Origin of the sequence: Nocardioides albertanoniae, assembly GCF_006716315.1 — a bacterium.
Classification (GTDB): Bacteria; Actinomycetota; Actinomycetes; order Propionibacteriales; family Nocardioidaceae; genus Nocardioides; species Nocardioides albertanoniae.
Window position 1 is genome coordinate 1,580,970 of sequence record NZ_VFOV01000001.1, and the last position, 14,375, is coordinate 1,595,344.

At 71.6% G+C, this 14,375-nt stretch carries 12 protein-coding genes and 1 pseudogene; 3 read left to right on the forward strand and 10 right to left on the reverse strand.

Annotated features, from left to right (window positions below; all coding sequences use genetic code 11):
* Positions 1–8: 8 nt before the first annotated feature.
* Positions 9–770 (forward strand): annotated as a pseudogene (locus tag FB381_RS07535) (CbtA family protein); the annotation flags it as partial.
* Positions 771–813: 43 nt separating this feature from the next.
* Here the strand turns inward: FB381_RS07535 and FB381_RS07540 are convergent.
* From FB381_RS07540 to FB381_RS07565, 6 genes are all read right to left on the reverse strand, one after another.
* Positions 814–1,467, reverse strand: coding sequence for a (2Fe-2S) ferredoxin domain-containing protein (locus FB381_RS07540; protein WP_141779716.1), 654 nt, complete (start codon positions 1,465–1,467; stop codon positions 814–816).
* A 50-nt stretch (positions 1,468–1,517) separates the two neighbouring features.
* A complete protein-coding gene (locus FB381_RS07545; protein ID WP_141779717.1) occupies positions 1,518–2,270 on the reverse strand; it encodes a cobalt-precorrin-6A reductase in 753 nt (250 codons plus the stop codon).
* Complete coding sequence (locus tag FB381_RS07550; protein ID WP_141779718.1) at positions 2,258–3,706, reverse strand: cobyric acid synthase; 1,449 nt, start codon at positions 3,704–3,706, stop codon at positions 2,258–2,260. Before FB381_RS07550 ends, FB381_RS07545 begins: the two co-directional genes overlap by 13 nt.
* Positions 3,707–3,779: 73 nt before the next feature.
* Entirely contained in the window at positions 3,780–4,562 is a 783-nt protein-coding gene (gene cobF / locus FB381_RS07555; protein ID WP_141779719.1) for a precorrin-6A synthase (deacetylating), read from the reverse strand.
* Positions 4,559–8,221 carry a cobaltochelatase subunit CobN gene (gene cobN / locus FB381_RS07560; RefSeq protein WP_141779720.1) on the reverse strand — a complete coding sequence of 1,221 codons (3,663 nt, stop codon included), beginning with the start codon at positions 8,219–8,221 and terminating at the stop codon, positions 4,559–4,561. The genes cobF and cobN overlap by 4 nt, the downstream gene beginning before the upstream one ends.
* Before the next feature lie 150 nt (positions 8,222–8,371).
* Positions 8,372–8,926, reverse strand: coding sequence for a GNAT family N-acetyltransferase (locus FB381_RS07565; RefSeq protein WP_141779721.1), 555 nt, complete (start codon positions 8,924–8,926; stop codon positions 8,372–8,374).
* Positions 8,927–9,070: 144 nt separating this feature from the next.
* Between FB381_RS07565 and FB381_RS07570 the strand changes: the two genes are divergently transcribed.
* Complete coding sequence (locus FB381_RS07570) at positions 9,071–9,730, forward strand: hypothetical protein (RefSeq protein WP_141779722.1); 660 nt, start codon at positions 9,071–9,073, stop codon at positions 9,728–9,730.
* Between the two features lie 30 nt (positions 9,731–9,760).
* Here the strand turns inward: FB381_RS07570 and pcaDC are convergent, their stop codons facing one another.
* From pcaDC to pcaH, 4 genes are read right to left on the reverse strand one after another with little or no spacing between them, the layout of a single operon-like run.
* Positions 9,761–10,912, reverse strand: a complete 1,152-nt coding sequence (gene pcaDC / locus FB381_RS07575) for a bifunctional 3-oxoadipate enol-lactonase/4-carboxymuconolactone decarboxylase PcaDC (RefSeq protein WP_141779723.1) — start codon at positions 10,910–10,912, stop codon at positions 9,761–9,763.
* A complete protein-coding gene (locus tag FB381_RS07580) occupies positions 10,909–12,168 on the reverse strand; it encodes a lyase family protein (RefSeq protein WP_141779724.1) in 1,260 nt (419 codons plus the stop codon). Before FB381_RS07580 ends, pcaDC begins: the two co-directional genes overlap by 4 nt.
* Positions 12,169–12,176: 8 nt before the next feature.
* A complete protein-coding gene (gene pcaG, locus FB381_RS07585) occupies positions 12,177–12,740 on the reverse strand; it encodes a protocatechuate 3,4-dioxygenase subunit alpha (RefSeq protein ID WP_141779725.1) in 564 nt (187 codons plus the stop codon).
* Positions 12,737–13,504, reverse strand: a complete 768-nt coding sequence (gene pcaH / locus FB381_RS07590; protein ID WP_246088006.1) for a protocatechuate 3,4-dioxygenase subunit beta — start codon at positions 13,502–13,504, stop codon at positions 12,737–12,739. Before pcaH ends, pcaG begins: the two co-directional genes overlap by 4 nt.
* A gap of 109 nt (positions 13,505–13,613) precedes the next feature.
* On the opposite strand from pcaH, the gene FB381_RS07595 reads away from it, so the two are divergent.
* Positions 13,614–14,357: an IclR family transcriptional regulator gene (locus FB381_RS07595; RefSeq protein ID WP_141779726.1), complete on the forward strand. Its 744-nt coding sequence runs from the start codon at positions 13,614–13,616 to the stop codon at positions 14,355–14,357.
* Positions 14,358–14,375 lie beyond the last annotated feature (18 nt).

Genomic DNA, 14,375 nt, shown 5'->3' on the forward strand with positions numbered 1-14,375 from the left:
GTGCATTTCTTGTACGCGGCCTGCTAGCTGGTCTCCTCGCCGGCATCGTCACCTTCATGGTGGCGTACGCCGTCGGTGAGCCGCAGGTCGGCGCTGCCATCGCGCTCGAAGATGCCGGTGGTGACGGGCACTCCCACTCGCATGCCGAGGGTGCCGGAGCCGAGGGCGGTGATGAGACCCCCGAGGTCTCCCGCACCAACCAGAGCACCTGGGGTCTGCTGACCGGCACGCTGGCCATCGGCGTCGCGCTCGGAGGCATCGTCGCCCTGGTCGCAGCCGTCGCGCTCGGCAGGATCGGACGGCTCTCACCAGGGCAGTCGACCGCGCTGGTCACGGTGATCGGTTTCGTGGCGTTCGCACTCGTGCCGTTCCTCAAGTATCCGGCCACGCCGCCCGCCGTCGGCAGCGGCGACACCATCGGGCTGCGCACGTCGGTCTACTTCGGCTACCTGCTCGTCTCCGTGGTCGCGGCCGCGCTCGCCACCTACGGCGCCGTGCGGCTGCGGGAGCGGTTCGGCACGTACGCCGCCGTGGTCGGTGGCACCGCCGCCTACCTGGTCGTGGTGGTCGTCGCCGGTCAGCTCTTCACGACCGTCAACGAGATCGGCGACTTCCCGGCCGACACGCTGTGGTCCTTCCGGCTCGCCTCGCTGATCACGCTCGCCACGATGTGGGGTGTGCTCGGGGTGGCACTGACCGGCCTGATCGGTCGGCTTCACCGCCAGCAGCAGGCTGTCGCCGAGCGCAAGGCGTTCGCCGCCAGCCTGTGACCCCACGTCGAGTCGGCTCGTTAGAACGAGCCGACTCGACGGGTCAGCGGGGGAGGCGGTGGGTCTCCAATGGGTGGCCGTCGGCGAGGTGGTCGCGCACGATCGCCTGCGCGGCGGCGGCGTCGACGTGGCCGTACCAGACGTCGTCGGGCTGCACGTTGACCACCGGCGCCTGGTTGCACGGGAACTGGCAGCCGGTGTGGGTGATCAGCAGGTCATCGTCGCCGAGACCGGCCTCCATCGCGCCCAGGATGACGGCCTTCGCGGTCTCATCAGAGCCCTTCGCGGTGCAGCGCGGGCCGCGGCAGATCAGCACCTGGCGTACGTGGTTGCTGACCTGTTCCCAGGCGGGCGAGGTGAGTCCGGGCTCGGTGCCGGTGAGCGGGCGGGTCTCCGCCAGTGCCTCGGCGAGCTCGTCGGGAGCGGTGACCAACCCGGTTGCGACCCGGATCTCCGGACGGGTCCCGCCGCGTTCCCGCCACCAGTGCGCGGCGATCCTGCGTAGCCACGAATGGCCGGGCGCGAGCGGGCCGAGGCTGACGCCGACGAGCGTGATCGTCTTCTCTCCCAGGTCTGCCAGGCGGGTCAGGTCGGCCGCCAGCGACGGGTCGCCCATCTGCAGGAACGCGAGGCTCGCGTCGTGGGTGCGGGCCAGGGCGAGCAGCTCGCCGCGTCGGTCGACGTCGGTGACGGACATCCCCACCAGGACCCGTGCCTGTGGGGAAGGGTCCGACCTGGTGAATCCGTTCACGAGCTCGGACCCTCCCTCACAGCGTCCCCCAACCCCATCACCCAGGTCAGCGCCGCGGAGACGTCGTCGACGGTCCGGACCCCGGAAGGGCTCTCCGGCCGACGTACGACCACCACCTCGATGCCGAGCCGCCCGGCCGCCTGCATCTTCGGCCAGGTGTAGCTGCCGCCGGAGTCCTTGGTGATGAGCACGTCGCTGCCGTGCTCGCGCATCAGCGCGAGCTCGCCGTCGAGGTCGTACGGCCCGCGGCTGGTCAGCAGCGTCCACGGCTCCGGCAGGTCGATCTCGGGACGGTCGACCACGCGGGCCAGGGCCTCGTGCCCGGCGAGCGCCGGGACGAACCGGGCCAGCTCCTGACGTCCGACGGTGAGGAACGGACGCTTCCCCAGGGTCGCGGCGAGCGTGGCGGCCTGGTCGTGGGTCTCGACGTAGCTCCAGGCCGGGTCGGCCGGCCAGCCGGGCCGCGCCAGCCGGAGCAGCGGGTGGCCGGTCTCCGCGCAGGCCGCCGCCGTGTTGGCCGAGATGCCGCGGGCGAACGGATGGGTGGCGTCGACCACCGCGTCGAACTCAGCGAGCGCCACCCGCAGCCCGGCGACCCCGCCGAACCCGCCGATCCGCACCGCACCCACCGGCAGCCGTGGCCGCGCGACCCGGCCCGCCAACGACGAGGTGACGTCGACCCCGGCGTCGACCACCCGCGCGGCCAGCTCCCGCGCCTCCCCGGTCCCGCCCAGGATCAGCAGCCGCATCGGCTCTCCCGGGCCAGGTCGAGCAGCGCGTCGACGTCGAGGTGCTCCTCGACGAGGTCGCCGATGAGATCCAGACGACGTTCGCGCGCGGCCGGGAAGGAGACGTCGGACGGTGCGCGCCCGAGGGTCTCGGCGAGGAGAGCGCCCCGCAGCGCGTCGCCCTCCAGGCTGCCGTGCCACATCGTGCCGAAGACACTGCCGGCCCGGGCCCCACCCAGGAACTCCTCGGCTCCGTCGCCGCGGCTGATCCGGCCGTGATGGATCTCGTAGCCGCTCGCCTCGACACCGAGCGCCGACCCGGTGGGCAGCCGCAGCGCCTTCTCCGGGGCGAAGTCGGTGCGTACGTCGAGCAGACCCAGCCCCTCGACCTCCGCGACGGATCCCTCGACACCGTCGGGGTCTGCGATCACGGCCCCGAGCATCTGGAAGCCACCGCAGATCCCGAGGAGCGGGCGGCCGCGGCGTACGTGCTCGGTGATGGCCGCGTCGAGACCGCGCGAGCGCAGCCAGGCCAGGTCGCTGATCGTCGAGCGGGTGCCGGGCAGCACGACCAGGTCGGCGTCGGAGATGTCGTGCGGCGAGGAGGCGAAGACGACGTCGAGGTCGGGCTCGAGGCCGAGCGCGTCGACGTCGGTGAAGTTGGAGATGCGGGGGAGGCGTACGACCGCGACCTTGCGGGTCGCTCCGGCCGCCGAGCGACGCCCTTCCAGGTCGAGCGCGTCCTCCGAGTCGAGCCACAGCGACGGGTCCCAGGGGAGCACACCGAAGACCCGGCGCTCGGTCAGAGACTCCAGCGAGTCGAGCCCAGGCTTCAGCAACGAGGCGTCCCCGCGGAACTTGTTGATCACAAAACCGCTGATCAGAGCCTGGTCCGCGGGCTCGAGGAGAGCGAGGGTGCCGTACATCGCCGCGAACACGCCGCCCCGGTCGATGTCACCCACGACGATCGTCGGCAGCCCGGCGTGGCGGGCCAGCCCCATGTTGACGTAGTCGCCCGCGCGCAGGTTGATCTCCGCCGGGCTGCCGGCGCCCTCGGCGATGACCACGTCGAAACGGGAGGCGAGATCGTCGTACGCCGCATGAGCAGCCGTCGCCAGATGCCGGCGACCCGCCTCCCAGTCGCGGGAGGAGACCTCGCCGGCAGGCTGCCCCATCAGCACCACGTGGCTGCGGCGGTCGGAGCCGGGCTTGAGCAGCACCGGGTTCATCGCCGGCTCGGGGGTGACCTGCGCTGCGCGCGCCTGCACCCACTGCGCCCGGCCGATCTCTGCCGTCGTTCCGTCCGGGGCCTGGCAGACCATCGAGTTGTTGGACATGTTCTGCGCCTTGTAGGGCGCGACCTCGACGCCGCGACGCGCGAAGGCCCGGCACAGGCCGGTGGTGACGATCGACTTGCCGGCGTCCGACGTGGTGCCGGCGACGAGCAGGCCGCTCATCGGGTGCCCTGGGTGTGGGATACCCGGTCAACCGGGTATCCCTGGGGCGCGCGGGACCACAGTGACTCATGAGTCATCGCGGAGCCCGCAGGAGGTAGATGTCCATGACCCACCCAGCCGCAGCGCGCAGCCGCTCGCGGGCCTCCTCGATCGCGGGCAGCACCTCGCCGACGGTGCCGGCGACCAGCTCCTCCTCACGCGTGCCGAGGTTGCCGCCCCACCAGATCCGCCAGTCGCCGAGCCCGGGGAGGTCGACGACGCGGTTGAGCATCACCACGATGTTGTCGTGGCCGGCCTCGACGGCGTCGAGCGCCGCGCGGCCGGTGGTCACGTAGAGAGGCCGCGCGACCTCGTGCAGCACGATCCGGTGGCGCGCGGCGAGCAGCTGCACCGAGGAGATCCCGGGGATCACGTCGATCTCCACGTCGACCTCCGCCGCGATCTGGTCGACGACGCGGATCGTGGAGTCGTAGAAGGCCGGGTCGCCCCAGACCAGGAAGCCGACATCGCCGGGGTGCTCGTCGAGCACGGCGAGATACTTCTCCACCCGGGCACGGTGCCAGGCGTCGACCGCAGCCCGATAGTCCGCGTCGGTGCCGGTGAACTCCGCGCGGCGCTCCCGGGGCGGGTCGGCGATCTTGACCACCTGAGCCGGCCGGTCGAGGTGACGGTCGAGCAGCTCCTCGCGCGCCCGCACCAGCGGATCAGGCATCCCGCCCTTGGCCGTGCCCGACTTGTCGGTGACCAGGAAGTAGTCGACAGACCGCATCGCGGCGACCGCCTCCAGGGTGACCTGGTCGGGGTCGCCCGGGCCGACGCCGATGATCTTGATCCGACGCCGCCCAGACGATGTCATTTGTCGTCCTCCAGGTCACCTTCGATGTCGAGATAGATCTCCTGCATCTTCGCCATCAGCTCACGGTCGGGCTCTTCCCACAACCCGCGCTCGGCCGCCTCGTGCAGCCGCTCGACGATCCCACGCAGCGCCCACGGGTTCGAGGCCCGCATGAACTCCTGGTTGGTCTCGTCCAGCACATACTCGTTGGCGAGCTTCTCGTACATCCAGTCGTGCACCACACCTGCGGTGGCGTCGAAGCCGAAGAGGTAGTCGACGGTCGCGGCCAGCTCGAAGGCGCCCTTGTAGCCGTGGCGCTGCATCGCCGAGATCCAGCGCGGGTTGACCACGCGGGCGCGGAAGACGCGGTTGGTCTCCTCCTGCAGCGTGCGCGTCTTGATCGCGTCGGGGGAGGTGGAGTCGCCGACGTAGGCCTTCGGGTCGGAGCCGGTCAGCGCGCGCACCGTGGCGACCATGCCGCCGTGGTACTGGAAGTAGTCGTCGGAGTCGGCGATGTCGTGCTCGGCGGAGTCGACGTTCTTCGCGGCCACCTTGATCCGGCGGTAGTTGGCACGCATGTCGTCGGCCGCCGGTGCGCCGTCGAGGTCGCGACCGTAGGCGAACCCGCCCCAGGCTGCGTAGACGTCGGCCAGATCCTGGTCGGAGCGCCAGTTGCCCGACTCGATCGCCTGCAGGATCCCGGCACCGTACGAACCCGGCTTGGAGCCGAAGATCCGTGAGGTCGCGCGGCGCTGGTCACCGTGGTCGTCGAGGTCGGCGAGCGTGTGCGCACGCACGAAGTTGTCCTCGGGAGGCTCGTCGAGGTCGGCGACCATCCGCACCGCGTCGTCGAGCATCGCGACCACGTGGGGAAAGGCGTCGCGGAAGAAGCCCGAGATGCGTACGGTCACGTCGATCCGTGGCCGGCCGAGCTCCTCGAGCGGGGTGATGTCGAGGCGGGTGATGCGGCGCGAGGCCTCGTCCCACTCCGGGCGCACGCCGAGCAGGGCGAGCACCTCGGCGATGTCGTCTCCGGCCGTACGCATCGCGCTGGTGCCCCACACCGAGAGCCCGACGCTCGCCGGGTAGTCGCCGGTCTCGTCGAGGTAGCGCTGCAGCAGCGAGTCGGCCATCGCCTGACCGGTCTGCCAGGCGAGTCGCGACGGCACCGCGCGCGGGTCGACGGTGTAGAAGTTGCGACCCGTGGGGAGCACGTTGACCAGGCCACGCAGCGGTGAGCCCGAGGGGCCGGCCGGTACGAAGCCGCCCTCGAGCGCGTGCAGGACCGCGGCGAGCTCGTCGGTCGTGCCGTCCAGCCGCGGCACGACCTGCTCGGCGGCGAAGACCAGCACCTGCTGCACGGCGGGGTCGTCGTGGAGGGTCGTCGCGGCGGCGGGGTCCCAGCCGGCGTCGTCCATCCGCTGCACCAGATCCTTCGCCTGGGTCTCGATCTCGTCGACGGCCTTCGTCTCGGCGCCGTCCTTGAGGCCGAGCGCTGCCCGCAGACCGGGCACGGCGCCACCGACGCCGCCCCAGACCTGCGCCGCGCGCAGGATCGAGAGCACCAGGTTGACCCGTGCCTCACCCTCGGGGGCGGCGCCGAGCACGTGCAGCCCGTCGCGGATCTGGGCGTCCTTGATCTCGCAGAGCCAGCCGTCGATGTGGAGCATGAAGTCGTCGAAGTCGTCGTCCTCGGGGCGTTCCTCCATGCCGAGGTCGCGGTGGAGCTCGGCGGCCTTCATCAGCTGCCAGATCTCGCCACGGATGGCGGGCAGCTTGGCCGGGTCCATGGAGGAGATCCGGTCGTACTCCTCCATCAGCGACTCCAGCCGCGCGATGTCGCCGTAGGACTCCGCACGCGCCATCGGCGGCACCAGGTGGTCGACGATGGTGGCGTGCGCGCGGCGCTTGGCCTGCGCGCCCTCGCCGGGGTCGTTGACGAGGAACGGGTAGATCAGCGGCATGTTGCCGATCGCGGCGTCGGGTCCGCACGACGCCGAGAGGGCTGCGTTCTTGCCCGGCAGCCACTCCATCGAGCCGTGCTTGCCGAGGTGGACGACGGCGTCGGCCCCGAAGCCCCCATCTTCAACAGCACTGCCCAGCCAGCGGTAGGCGCCGATGTAGTGGTGCGACGGGGCCAGGTCGGGGTCGTGGTAGATCGCGACCGGGTTCTCCCCGAAACCGCGCGGCGGCTGGATGAGGAGCACGATGTTGCCGGCCTGGAGCGTGGCCAGCACGAGCTCGTTGTCGTCGTTGACGAACAGGCTGCCCGGCGTCGGACCCCAGGTCTCGACCATCTGTTCGCGCAGGTCAGCGGGGAGATCCTTGGTCCACTCGTCGTAGGAAGCCTTCGAGATGCGTACGTGGGCGTCGGTGAGCTGAGCGTTGGTCAGCCACTCCTCGTCCTGCCCGCCGGCGGCGATCAGGGCGTGGATCAGCGCGTCGCCGGCGGCGGTGTCGTCAGCGCCGTCGAGGATGCGTACGACCTCGTTGTCGGTGCCGAGGTCATAGCCCTCCTCGCGCAGCCGACGCAGCATCCGGATCGCGGAGACCGGGGTGTCGAGGCCGACCGCGTTGCCGATGCGGGAGTGCTTGGTCGGGTAGGCGGAGAGCACGAGCGCGAGGCGCTTGTCCTGGTTGGACTTGTGGCGCAGCTTCGCGTGGTTGACCGCGATCCTGGCGACGCGGGTGGTGCGCTCGGGGTCGGCGACGTAGTGGGGGAGACCCTGCTCGTCGAGCTCCTTGAACGAGAACGGCGCGGTGATGATCCGCCCGTCGAACTCCGGGATCGCGATCTGCGAGGCGGAGTCGAGCGGGGTGACGCCGTCGTCGGAGGCCTCCCACTCCGCGCGGGAGCTCGTCAGGCACAGCCCCTGCAGCACCGGGATGTCGAGCGCCGCCATCCGCTCGACGTCCCACGCCTCGTCCTCACCGCCGGCGGAGGCGGACGCCGGCACCGAGCCACCGGCCGCGAGCACGGTCACGATGAGCGCGTCCAGGGTGCCGAGCGCCTCGTACAGGTCGTCGGGCGCGGAGCGCAGCGACCCCGCGAAGACGGGTACGCCGGTGGCCTGCCCGGTCGCGTCGATGGCATCGGCCAGCGCGTGGGCGAACGCGGTGTTCCCACTGGTCTCGTGGGCGCGGTAGTAGAGGATCCCGATCCGCGGCTCCCCGCTGGTCGAGCCGCCCCCGTCGGTCGAGCCGGATTCGCGAGGTACGAGCGAATCCGTGTCGAGACCAACACGGTCCGCGAACCCCCACGCCGGCACGGGGGCCGGCGGCTCGAAGCCGAACCCGGTCAGCAGGACCGTGTCGGAGAGGAACGCGTGCAGCTGGGCGAGGTTGGCCGGCCCCCCCTCGGCCAGATAGCGGTGCGCCTCCGCGGCGACACCCATCGGCACCGAGGAGTGCTCCATCAGCTCGGCGCTCGGCTGCTGCTCGCCGCCGAGCACCACCACCGGGGTGCCGCGATCCTTGACCGCGGCCAGGCCCTCCCACAGGTCGCTCGGCGAGCCGAGCAGCCGGAAGACGACGAGGTCGGCGTCGGCGACGACGGCTTCGAGGTCGGTGGCCCGCGACGGGTTCGCCCAGGCGTAGTCGGCCTCGCTGGCGCGGGCCGAGAGCAGGTCGGTGTCCGAGGTGGACAGAAGGGCGATGCGTACGCGTGCAGAGTCGGCCATGCCGGGGTCCTCCTAGGGGTTCTCGCCCCGTCGATCGGTCGGATCGCCCATGAACAGTGTCTGGCTGTGCTCGCGCTCCGCGCGAACAACACAGTGGCGGAACCGCCCCGGACTCTCACCGGGTTCCTGCACCACGAGCGTGGTCGCAGCCTACCCCGGGTGGCTCGCGAGCCACTGCGCGCGGGTGATCTCGTATTCGACCTCGCCGTCGGCGTGCCCCGCGAGCGGCTCCTCGAACTCCTCGTGGAAGCTGCGGGTCAGGCTCATCCCGACCGACGCCATGGTCGCCCGGGAGGCCTCGTTGACGGCCATCGTCTGGGCGATGACGACGCGCTGACCGAGGTCGTCGAAGGCATGTCGAAGCAGCTCGAGCGACCCCTCTTTTGCGAACCCCTTGCGCCAGTGGCGCTCCGGGATCCGGTAGCCGAGCTCGGCCGCGTCGGTCCGCGGCGGGCTGTCGGGCGGCTCGAGCATGAAGAGCGCGACCGGCTCGCCGGCGGCGTACGCGATCCACTTGCCCTGATCCTCGGTGGCGGTCTCGAGCCACCTGCGCATCCGTGCCTCGGTCTCCTGCGGCGTGAGGGCGCGGGTGAAGAGGTAGCGGAGCACCACCGGGTCGGAGTTGAGGTCGACGAGGAACGGCAGGTGCTCCTCGTGCAGCGGGACCAGGTCGAGGCGCTCGGTGCGCAAACGGGCTTGGGGCATGAGCCGGACGCTAGCCGCTGGTCGCCCGTGCCGCTGGACGTACGTAGAACTGCGTAGGTCGGGGCCGCCGCGGGCCGGACGCCGTGCGGGAGCGACGACGGAATGCTCGAGACATCCGATCCGAGCAAGCGAGGAGTCTCGAGAATGTCTACAACGATCACGTCTGCCCCGGCAGACAGAGCATTGTCCCGCACCGCGATCGCGGGAGCGGCCGTCTTCCTGGTCGCCTATCTGGCGGTGAGCCCCGTGGCCGGCATGTTCGCCGAAGGCGCCGTGCCGCTGCCGACCGACTCCGGTGCGCAGATCAAGGCGTTCGTGGTCGACAACCCGCTCGCAGCGATCACCGGCGCGCTCCTGCAGGCCGTCTCCGTCGTCGGCTTCGCCGCCTTCGCCCGCGTGGTGGTGTCGCGCACCGGCGACCGCGCCGTGGGCATCGCCGCCGGCATCTCGGTGGCGGCCATGCTGGTGTCGTCGGCGATCACGATCGCCTCGGCGGTGCTGGCGCCAGACCTCTCCGCCGAGACCCACTCGATGCTCCGGCTGGCCAGCTTCTACGCCGGTGGCGTGGTGAACGTGGCCACGCTCGGCTTCGTGGCCTTCTTCGGGGCGCGTCAGCTCCGCGCCGCCGGCCTGGTCGGCAAGGGCACCGCGATCTTCGGCTACGTCGTCGGCATGCTGTCGATGCTGTCGGTGATCTCGATCGCCGTCTACTACGCCAGCATCTTCCTGCCGCTGGGCCGGGTCGGGTCGATGGTGTGGACGGTCGTGGCGGCGATCGTCATCTCCCGCCGGAGCGGGCGCTGAGGCCCGCGCGGCGGGAGCGGTCGCCGTCGCTCAGTCGCTGAAGACGCGGCTGGCGACGGCGAACGCGCTGTTGGCGGCGGGCACACCGACATAGATCGAGGTCTGCAGGAGCACCTCGATGATCTCCTCCTTGCTCAGCCCGTTGGTCTGCGCGGCGCGGAGGTGGAACTCGAGCTCCTCGAAGTGGCGACCGGCGACGAGGGCGGTGAGCACGGCGATCGAGCGGTCGCGGCGGGCAAGACCGGGGCGAGTCCAGATGTCACCCCAGGCATAGCGCGTGATCAGGTCTTGGAAGTCGCGGTTGACGTCGGTGATCGCGACGGTGGCGCGGTCGACGTGGGCGTCGCCGAGCACCTGGCGGCGTACGTCCATGCCGGTCGAGTACGCCTGGTCCGACCCGCTCACATGGGATGTGATCAGGCTGGCGACCGCATGCGGCGCCTCCGCGGGCGCGAGATGGCCGACGCCGTCGAGGACGACGAGGCGTCCGTGGCGCACCCCGACCGCTATCTCCTCCAGGGAGGACGGCGGCGTCGGGCTGTCGTCGACTCCCGCGACCGCCAGCACGGGGGCTGCGATCTCGGCGAGACGGCCGCGCAGGTCGAGGGCGGCGAGCGCGTCGCAGGTCAGCGCATAGCTCTCCGCGTCGGCGTCGCGCAGCGAGTGGAGCAGGGCCCCGCCGCGCTCGGGCTCGCGCTCGAGGAACCCCGGCGCGAACCAACGCTGCGTGGAGCCGGCGATCTGGGATGCGGTGCCGGCGGAGCGTACGGTCTCGGCGCGGTCGTTCCAGCCGTCGGGCTCGCCGATCTTGGCGCCGGTGTTGGTCAGCACCGCGGCGCTCACCCGGGTGGGTGCGTCGAGCAGGAGCTGGAGGCCGACGGCTCCGCCGACCGAGTCGCCGGCGTAGGCGAAGGTGCCGTGGCGCTCGCCGCGGTCGGTGAGGACACCGTCCACGCTGGCGAGCACGCCGGCGGCGAGGTCGGCCATGCTGAACGCTTCGGTGGCGGGGGCGCCGTGGCCGTGGCCCGGCAGCTCCCAGCCGATCACGTGGAAGCTGTCGGCGAGCAGCGCGGCAGCGGCGGACCAGAGCGCGGTGACCGAGGTGCCCAGGGACGGGCCGACGACCAGGATCGGCTTGCTCCGGTCGCCGGCCAGCTCGACAGGGGTGATCCTCGGCGTCATGAAAGGTCCTTCCAGAGTTCGTGGGCGCGGCCGACCGCGGCGTCGATGAGGGCGTCGGCGGCGCCGAGATAGTCGCCGAGACCGGTCGCGGCGTCCGTCCCGGTGAGTACGTCGCCACCCACGAAGTCGGTCAGCGACCGCTGCTCGGCCAGCAGGTCTGCACCCGCGGCCTCGGCGGTGGTCCGCATCCGGGCGGCGTCGACGCGCAGACCGGCGAGGAGCTCGGTGGTCTGCGAGGCGGCCACGACGCTGCGCCGGGCCAGCGTGGCCAGGGTCTCCCACTCGACGTGCCAGGCGCCGTCGGGGCGCTCGTCGACGTAGCTCGCCGCGGCGGTGTGGAGCGTCGAGGCGAGCGGGGGAGCGGCGAGCGCGTGGCGGCGGACGAGCACCGAGAGCACCGGGTTGGATTTGTGCGGCATCGTCGAGGAGCCGCCGCGCCCTTCACCGCCCGGCTCGGCGAGCTCGCCGATCTCGGGTCGGGCGAGCAGCGCGACATCGCCCGCGATCCGACCCCAGGTGTCGGCCGCGGTGACCAGGGCATCGGCGGCCGTGGTCAGCGGGGCACGGTTGGTGTGCCAAGGGGTGCGTGGCGTCAGCCCGAGGGTGGTCGCCGCCGTGGTGGTCGCCTCCTGGGCGGCGGCCACGGGGTCGGCGAGCCCACGGAGCCGGGCGAGCCCGACGACCGCGGCGAGGGTGCCGGCGGCGCCGCCGATCTGGGCGGGCAGCGAGGCCCGGGTGCGACGGAGCGTCTCGGCGGCGTCGTTCAGGCAGGAGAGCCAGGTCGCAGCCTTGAGGCCGAAGGTGATCGGCACCGCGTGCTGGGTCAGGGTGCGGCCCGGCATCACCGTGGCGCGGTGCTGCCGGGCGAGGCCAACCAGTGCGGCGGCCTGTGCCGCGAGCTCGTCCTCGACCCGGTCGAGCACGTCGCGCAGGCAGAGCACGAGCGCGGTGTCGACCACGTCCTGGCTGGTCAGGCCCTTGTGGAGCCAGCGCGCGGCTTCGCCGTCGAGTCGGCCGCGCAGCAGCTTCACCAGGCCGATGACGGGGTTGCCCCCGGCCTCGGCGCCCTCGGCCAGCCCCGGGAGATCGCCCGAGGAGACCAGGCCGGCCAGCGGCGTACGCGCTTCTTCGGGGGCGATGCCGGCGGAGACGGTCGCGGCCAGCCAGGCCTCCTCGACCCGCACCATCGCGGCGAGGTAGGCCGCCTCGGAGAAGAGATCCCCGGCGCGCTCCTCGCCTGGCCACAGCAGTGACATCGGACTCCTCAGCCGTAGGTGAGAAAGGTGGTCTCGCGGTCGCCCTGGAGGTGGAGGTCGAACCGCAACCCCGTCGCGTCCGCAGTGGCCACCAGCGTCGCACGCTCGTCCTCCGAGAGCGAGACCAGCAGCGGGTCGCCGGCGTTGCCGGGGTGATCGGGCAGGTAGATCCGGGTCTGCAGCTTGTCGAGCAGACCACGGGCGAAGACGGTGAGTGCGAAGAACGGAGCCGTGCCCTCCGCGGACGCACCCGGGAGCACCGTCGAGAACGTGTAGCGCCCGTTCAGGTCGGTGTCGGCGCGACCCCAGCCGGTGAAGGTCCAGCCGTCGCGGTGCAGCGACCCCTCGGCCTGCGGCACGTTGCCCTCGGCGTCGGTCTGCCAGATCTCCAGGAGCGCATCGGGGATCGGGTTGCCGGCGCCGTCGTAGACCCAGCCGTGCAGCCGGATCGAGCCGGCGCTGCCCGGCGGGACGAGGTCGGCGTCGCCCTCGTAGGGGAGGGCATAGCCGAAGAACGGGCCGATCGTCTGGCCTGGCGTCGGGCTCTGTGAATTCGTCGAGAATGTGCTCACAGGTCGCCCTCCTCGGGCTCGGTCCAGGTGCGGCTCGGGCCGGTCAGGACGATGTCCCACTCGTAGCCCATCGAGAATCCGGGGACGGACAGGTCGTGGTCGTAGGTCGCCACCAGCGCGTCACGGTCCTTCTGCGACGTGATCGACTGGTAGATCGGGTCGAGCGCGAAGAGCGGGTCGCTGGGGAAGTACATCTGCGTGATCAGCCGCTGGGTGAACGCGCGACCGAAGAGCGAGAAGTGGATGTGCGCCGGCCGCCAGGCGTTGACGTGGTTGCCCCACGGATAGGGGCCGGGCTTGATCGTCTGGAACCGGTAGCGCCCCTCGGCATCGGTGATGCAGCGGCCGACACCGGTGAAGTTGGGGTCGAGCGGTGCCGGGTGCTGCTCGTGCTTGTGGATGTAGCGGCCGGCCGAGTTGGCCTGCCAGATCTCGACGAGCTGGTTGCGCACCGGGCGCCCCTCGCCGTCGAGGACTCGGCCGCTGACCGTGATCCGTTCGCCGATCGGCTCGTTGCTGCCGGCGATGGTCAGGTCGGCCTCGAGCGGGTCGACGTCGGTGTGTCCGAAGCACGGTGCCCACAGCTCGATCGTCTCCGGGTCGGCGTGGCGTGGGTCCTTCGTCGGGTGGCGCAGGATGCTGGACCGGTAGGGAGGGTAGTCCAGCAGCGGCTGGGGCGTGGTGTGGTCGGCGGCGGTCTCGATGCTCTCGATCTCGGCGGAGAGGTCCGCCTGGGTCTCGACCGGTCTGTTGGGCGCTGTCACGCTCCGCACGCTAGGCCCGCACCGCCTACGATGACAGCAGTGGCTTCCACTGGCCGGAAGCCGTCGCATGATCATGTCGAGATTCGCCGACGAGGAGACAGGAGCCGCAATGGCAGGCGGAAGCAGCGGACGCACGGTCGCTTCGCGGGTCCTCGCCCTCATCGGAGCCTTCGACCCCGGCCATCGCCGGCTCACCCTGAGCGAGCTGGCGGCCCGGGCCGACCTCTCCCTCCCGACCGCCCACCGGCTGATCGCCGAGCTGGTCGGATGGGGCGCGCTGGTGCGTGAGGACGACGGGACGTACGCGGTCGGGCGCCGCCTGTGGGACGCCGGACTGCTCGCCCCTGTCGCCACCGACCTCCGTACGGTCGCGGCCCCGTTCCTCCACGACCTCTACGGCGCCACGTTGGAGACGGTGCATCTCGCGGTGCGCGAGGGAGACCATGTGCTCTACCTCGAGACGCTGCGCGGCACCCGCAACGTGCCGATCGTCTCCTCGGTCGGATCGCGCCTGCCGATGTATTCCACCGGTGTCGGCAAGGTGCTCCTCGCGCATGCGCCCGACGACGTACGCCACCGGGTGCTGACCGGCCCCCTCACGCCGTTCACGCGTTACACCATCACGACACCCGGCCGACTTCGGCGACAGCTCGACCGGGTCGTCTCCGACGGGTGGGCGACCACCGCCGAGGAGATGACCCTCGGCGCCTGCTCGGTGGCGGTGCCCGTCACCACGGCCGACGGCGTCATCGGGGCTCTCGGCATCGTCGTCTCCGACCTCCGCCGCAACCGCCCCCGCCTCGTCTCCGCGCTTCAGGTAACGGCCCAAGGCGTCGTCCGCGCGCTCCCGTAGCTGGGATTCGCCGCCCAC

Bases quoted from the DNA above. Each gene is read 5' to 3' on its own strand.
- FB381_RS07545 (WP_141779717.1), bottom strand. From the start codon at position 2,270: ATGCGGCTGCTGATCCTGGGCGGGACCGGGGAGGCGCGGGAGCTGGCC.
- FB381_RS07570 (WP_141779722.1), top strand. From the start codon at position 9,071: ATGTCTACAACGATCACGTCTGCCCCGGCAGACAGAGCATTGTCCCGC.
- pcaDC (WP_141779723.1), bottom strand. From the start codon at position 10,912: ATGACGCCGAGGATCACCCCTGTCGAGCTGGCCGGCGACCGGAGCAAG.
- cobF (WP_141779719.1), bottom strand. From the start codon at position 4,562: ATGACATCGTCTGGGCGGCGTCGGATCAAGATCATCGGCGTCGGCCCG.
- cobN (WP_141779720.1), bottom strand. From the start codon at position 8,221: ATGGCCGACTCTGCACGCGTACGCATCGCCCTTCTGTCCACCTCGGAC.
- FB381_RS07580 (WP_141779724.1), bottom strand. From the start codon at position 12,168: ATGTCACTGCTGTGGCCAGGCGAGGAGCGCGCCGGGGATCTCTTCTCC.
- FB381_RS07565 (WP_141779721.1), bottom strand. From the start codon at position 8,926: ATGCCCCAAGCCCGTTTGCGCACCGAGCGCCTCGACCTGGTCCCGCTG.
- FB381_RS07540 (WP_141779716.1), bottom strand. From the start codon at position 1,467: ATGTCCGTCACCGACGTCGACCGACGCGGCGAGCTGCTCGCCCTGGCC.
- FB381_RS07595 (WP_141779726.1), top strand. From the start codon at position 13,614: ATGGCAGGCGGAAGCAGCGGACGCACGGTCGCTTCGCGGGTCCTCGCC.
- FB381_RS07550 (WP_141779718.1), bottom strand. From the start codon at position 3,706: ATGAGCGGCCTGCTCGTCGCCGGCACCACGTCGGACGCCGGCAAGTCG.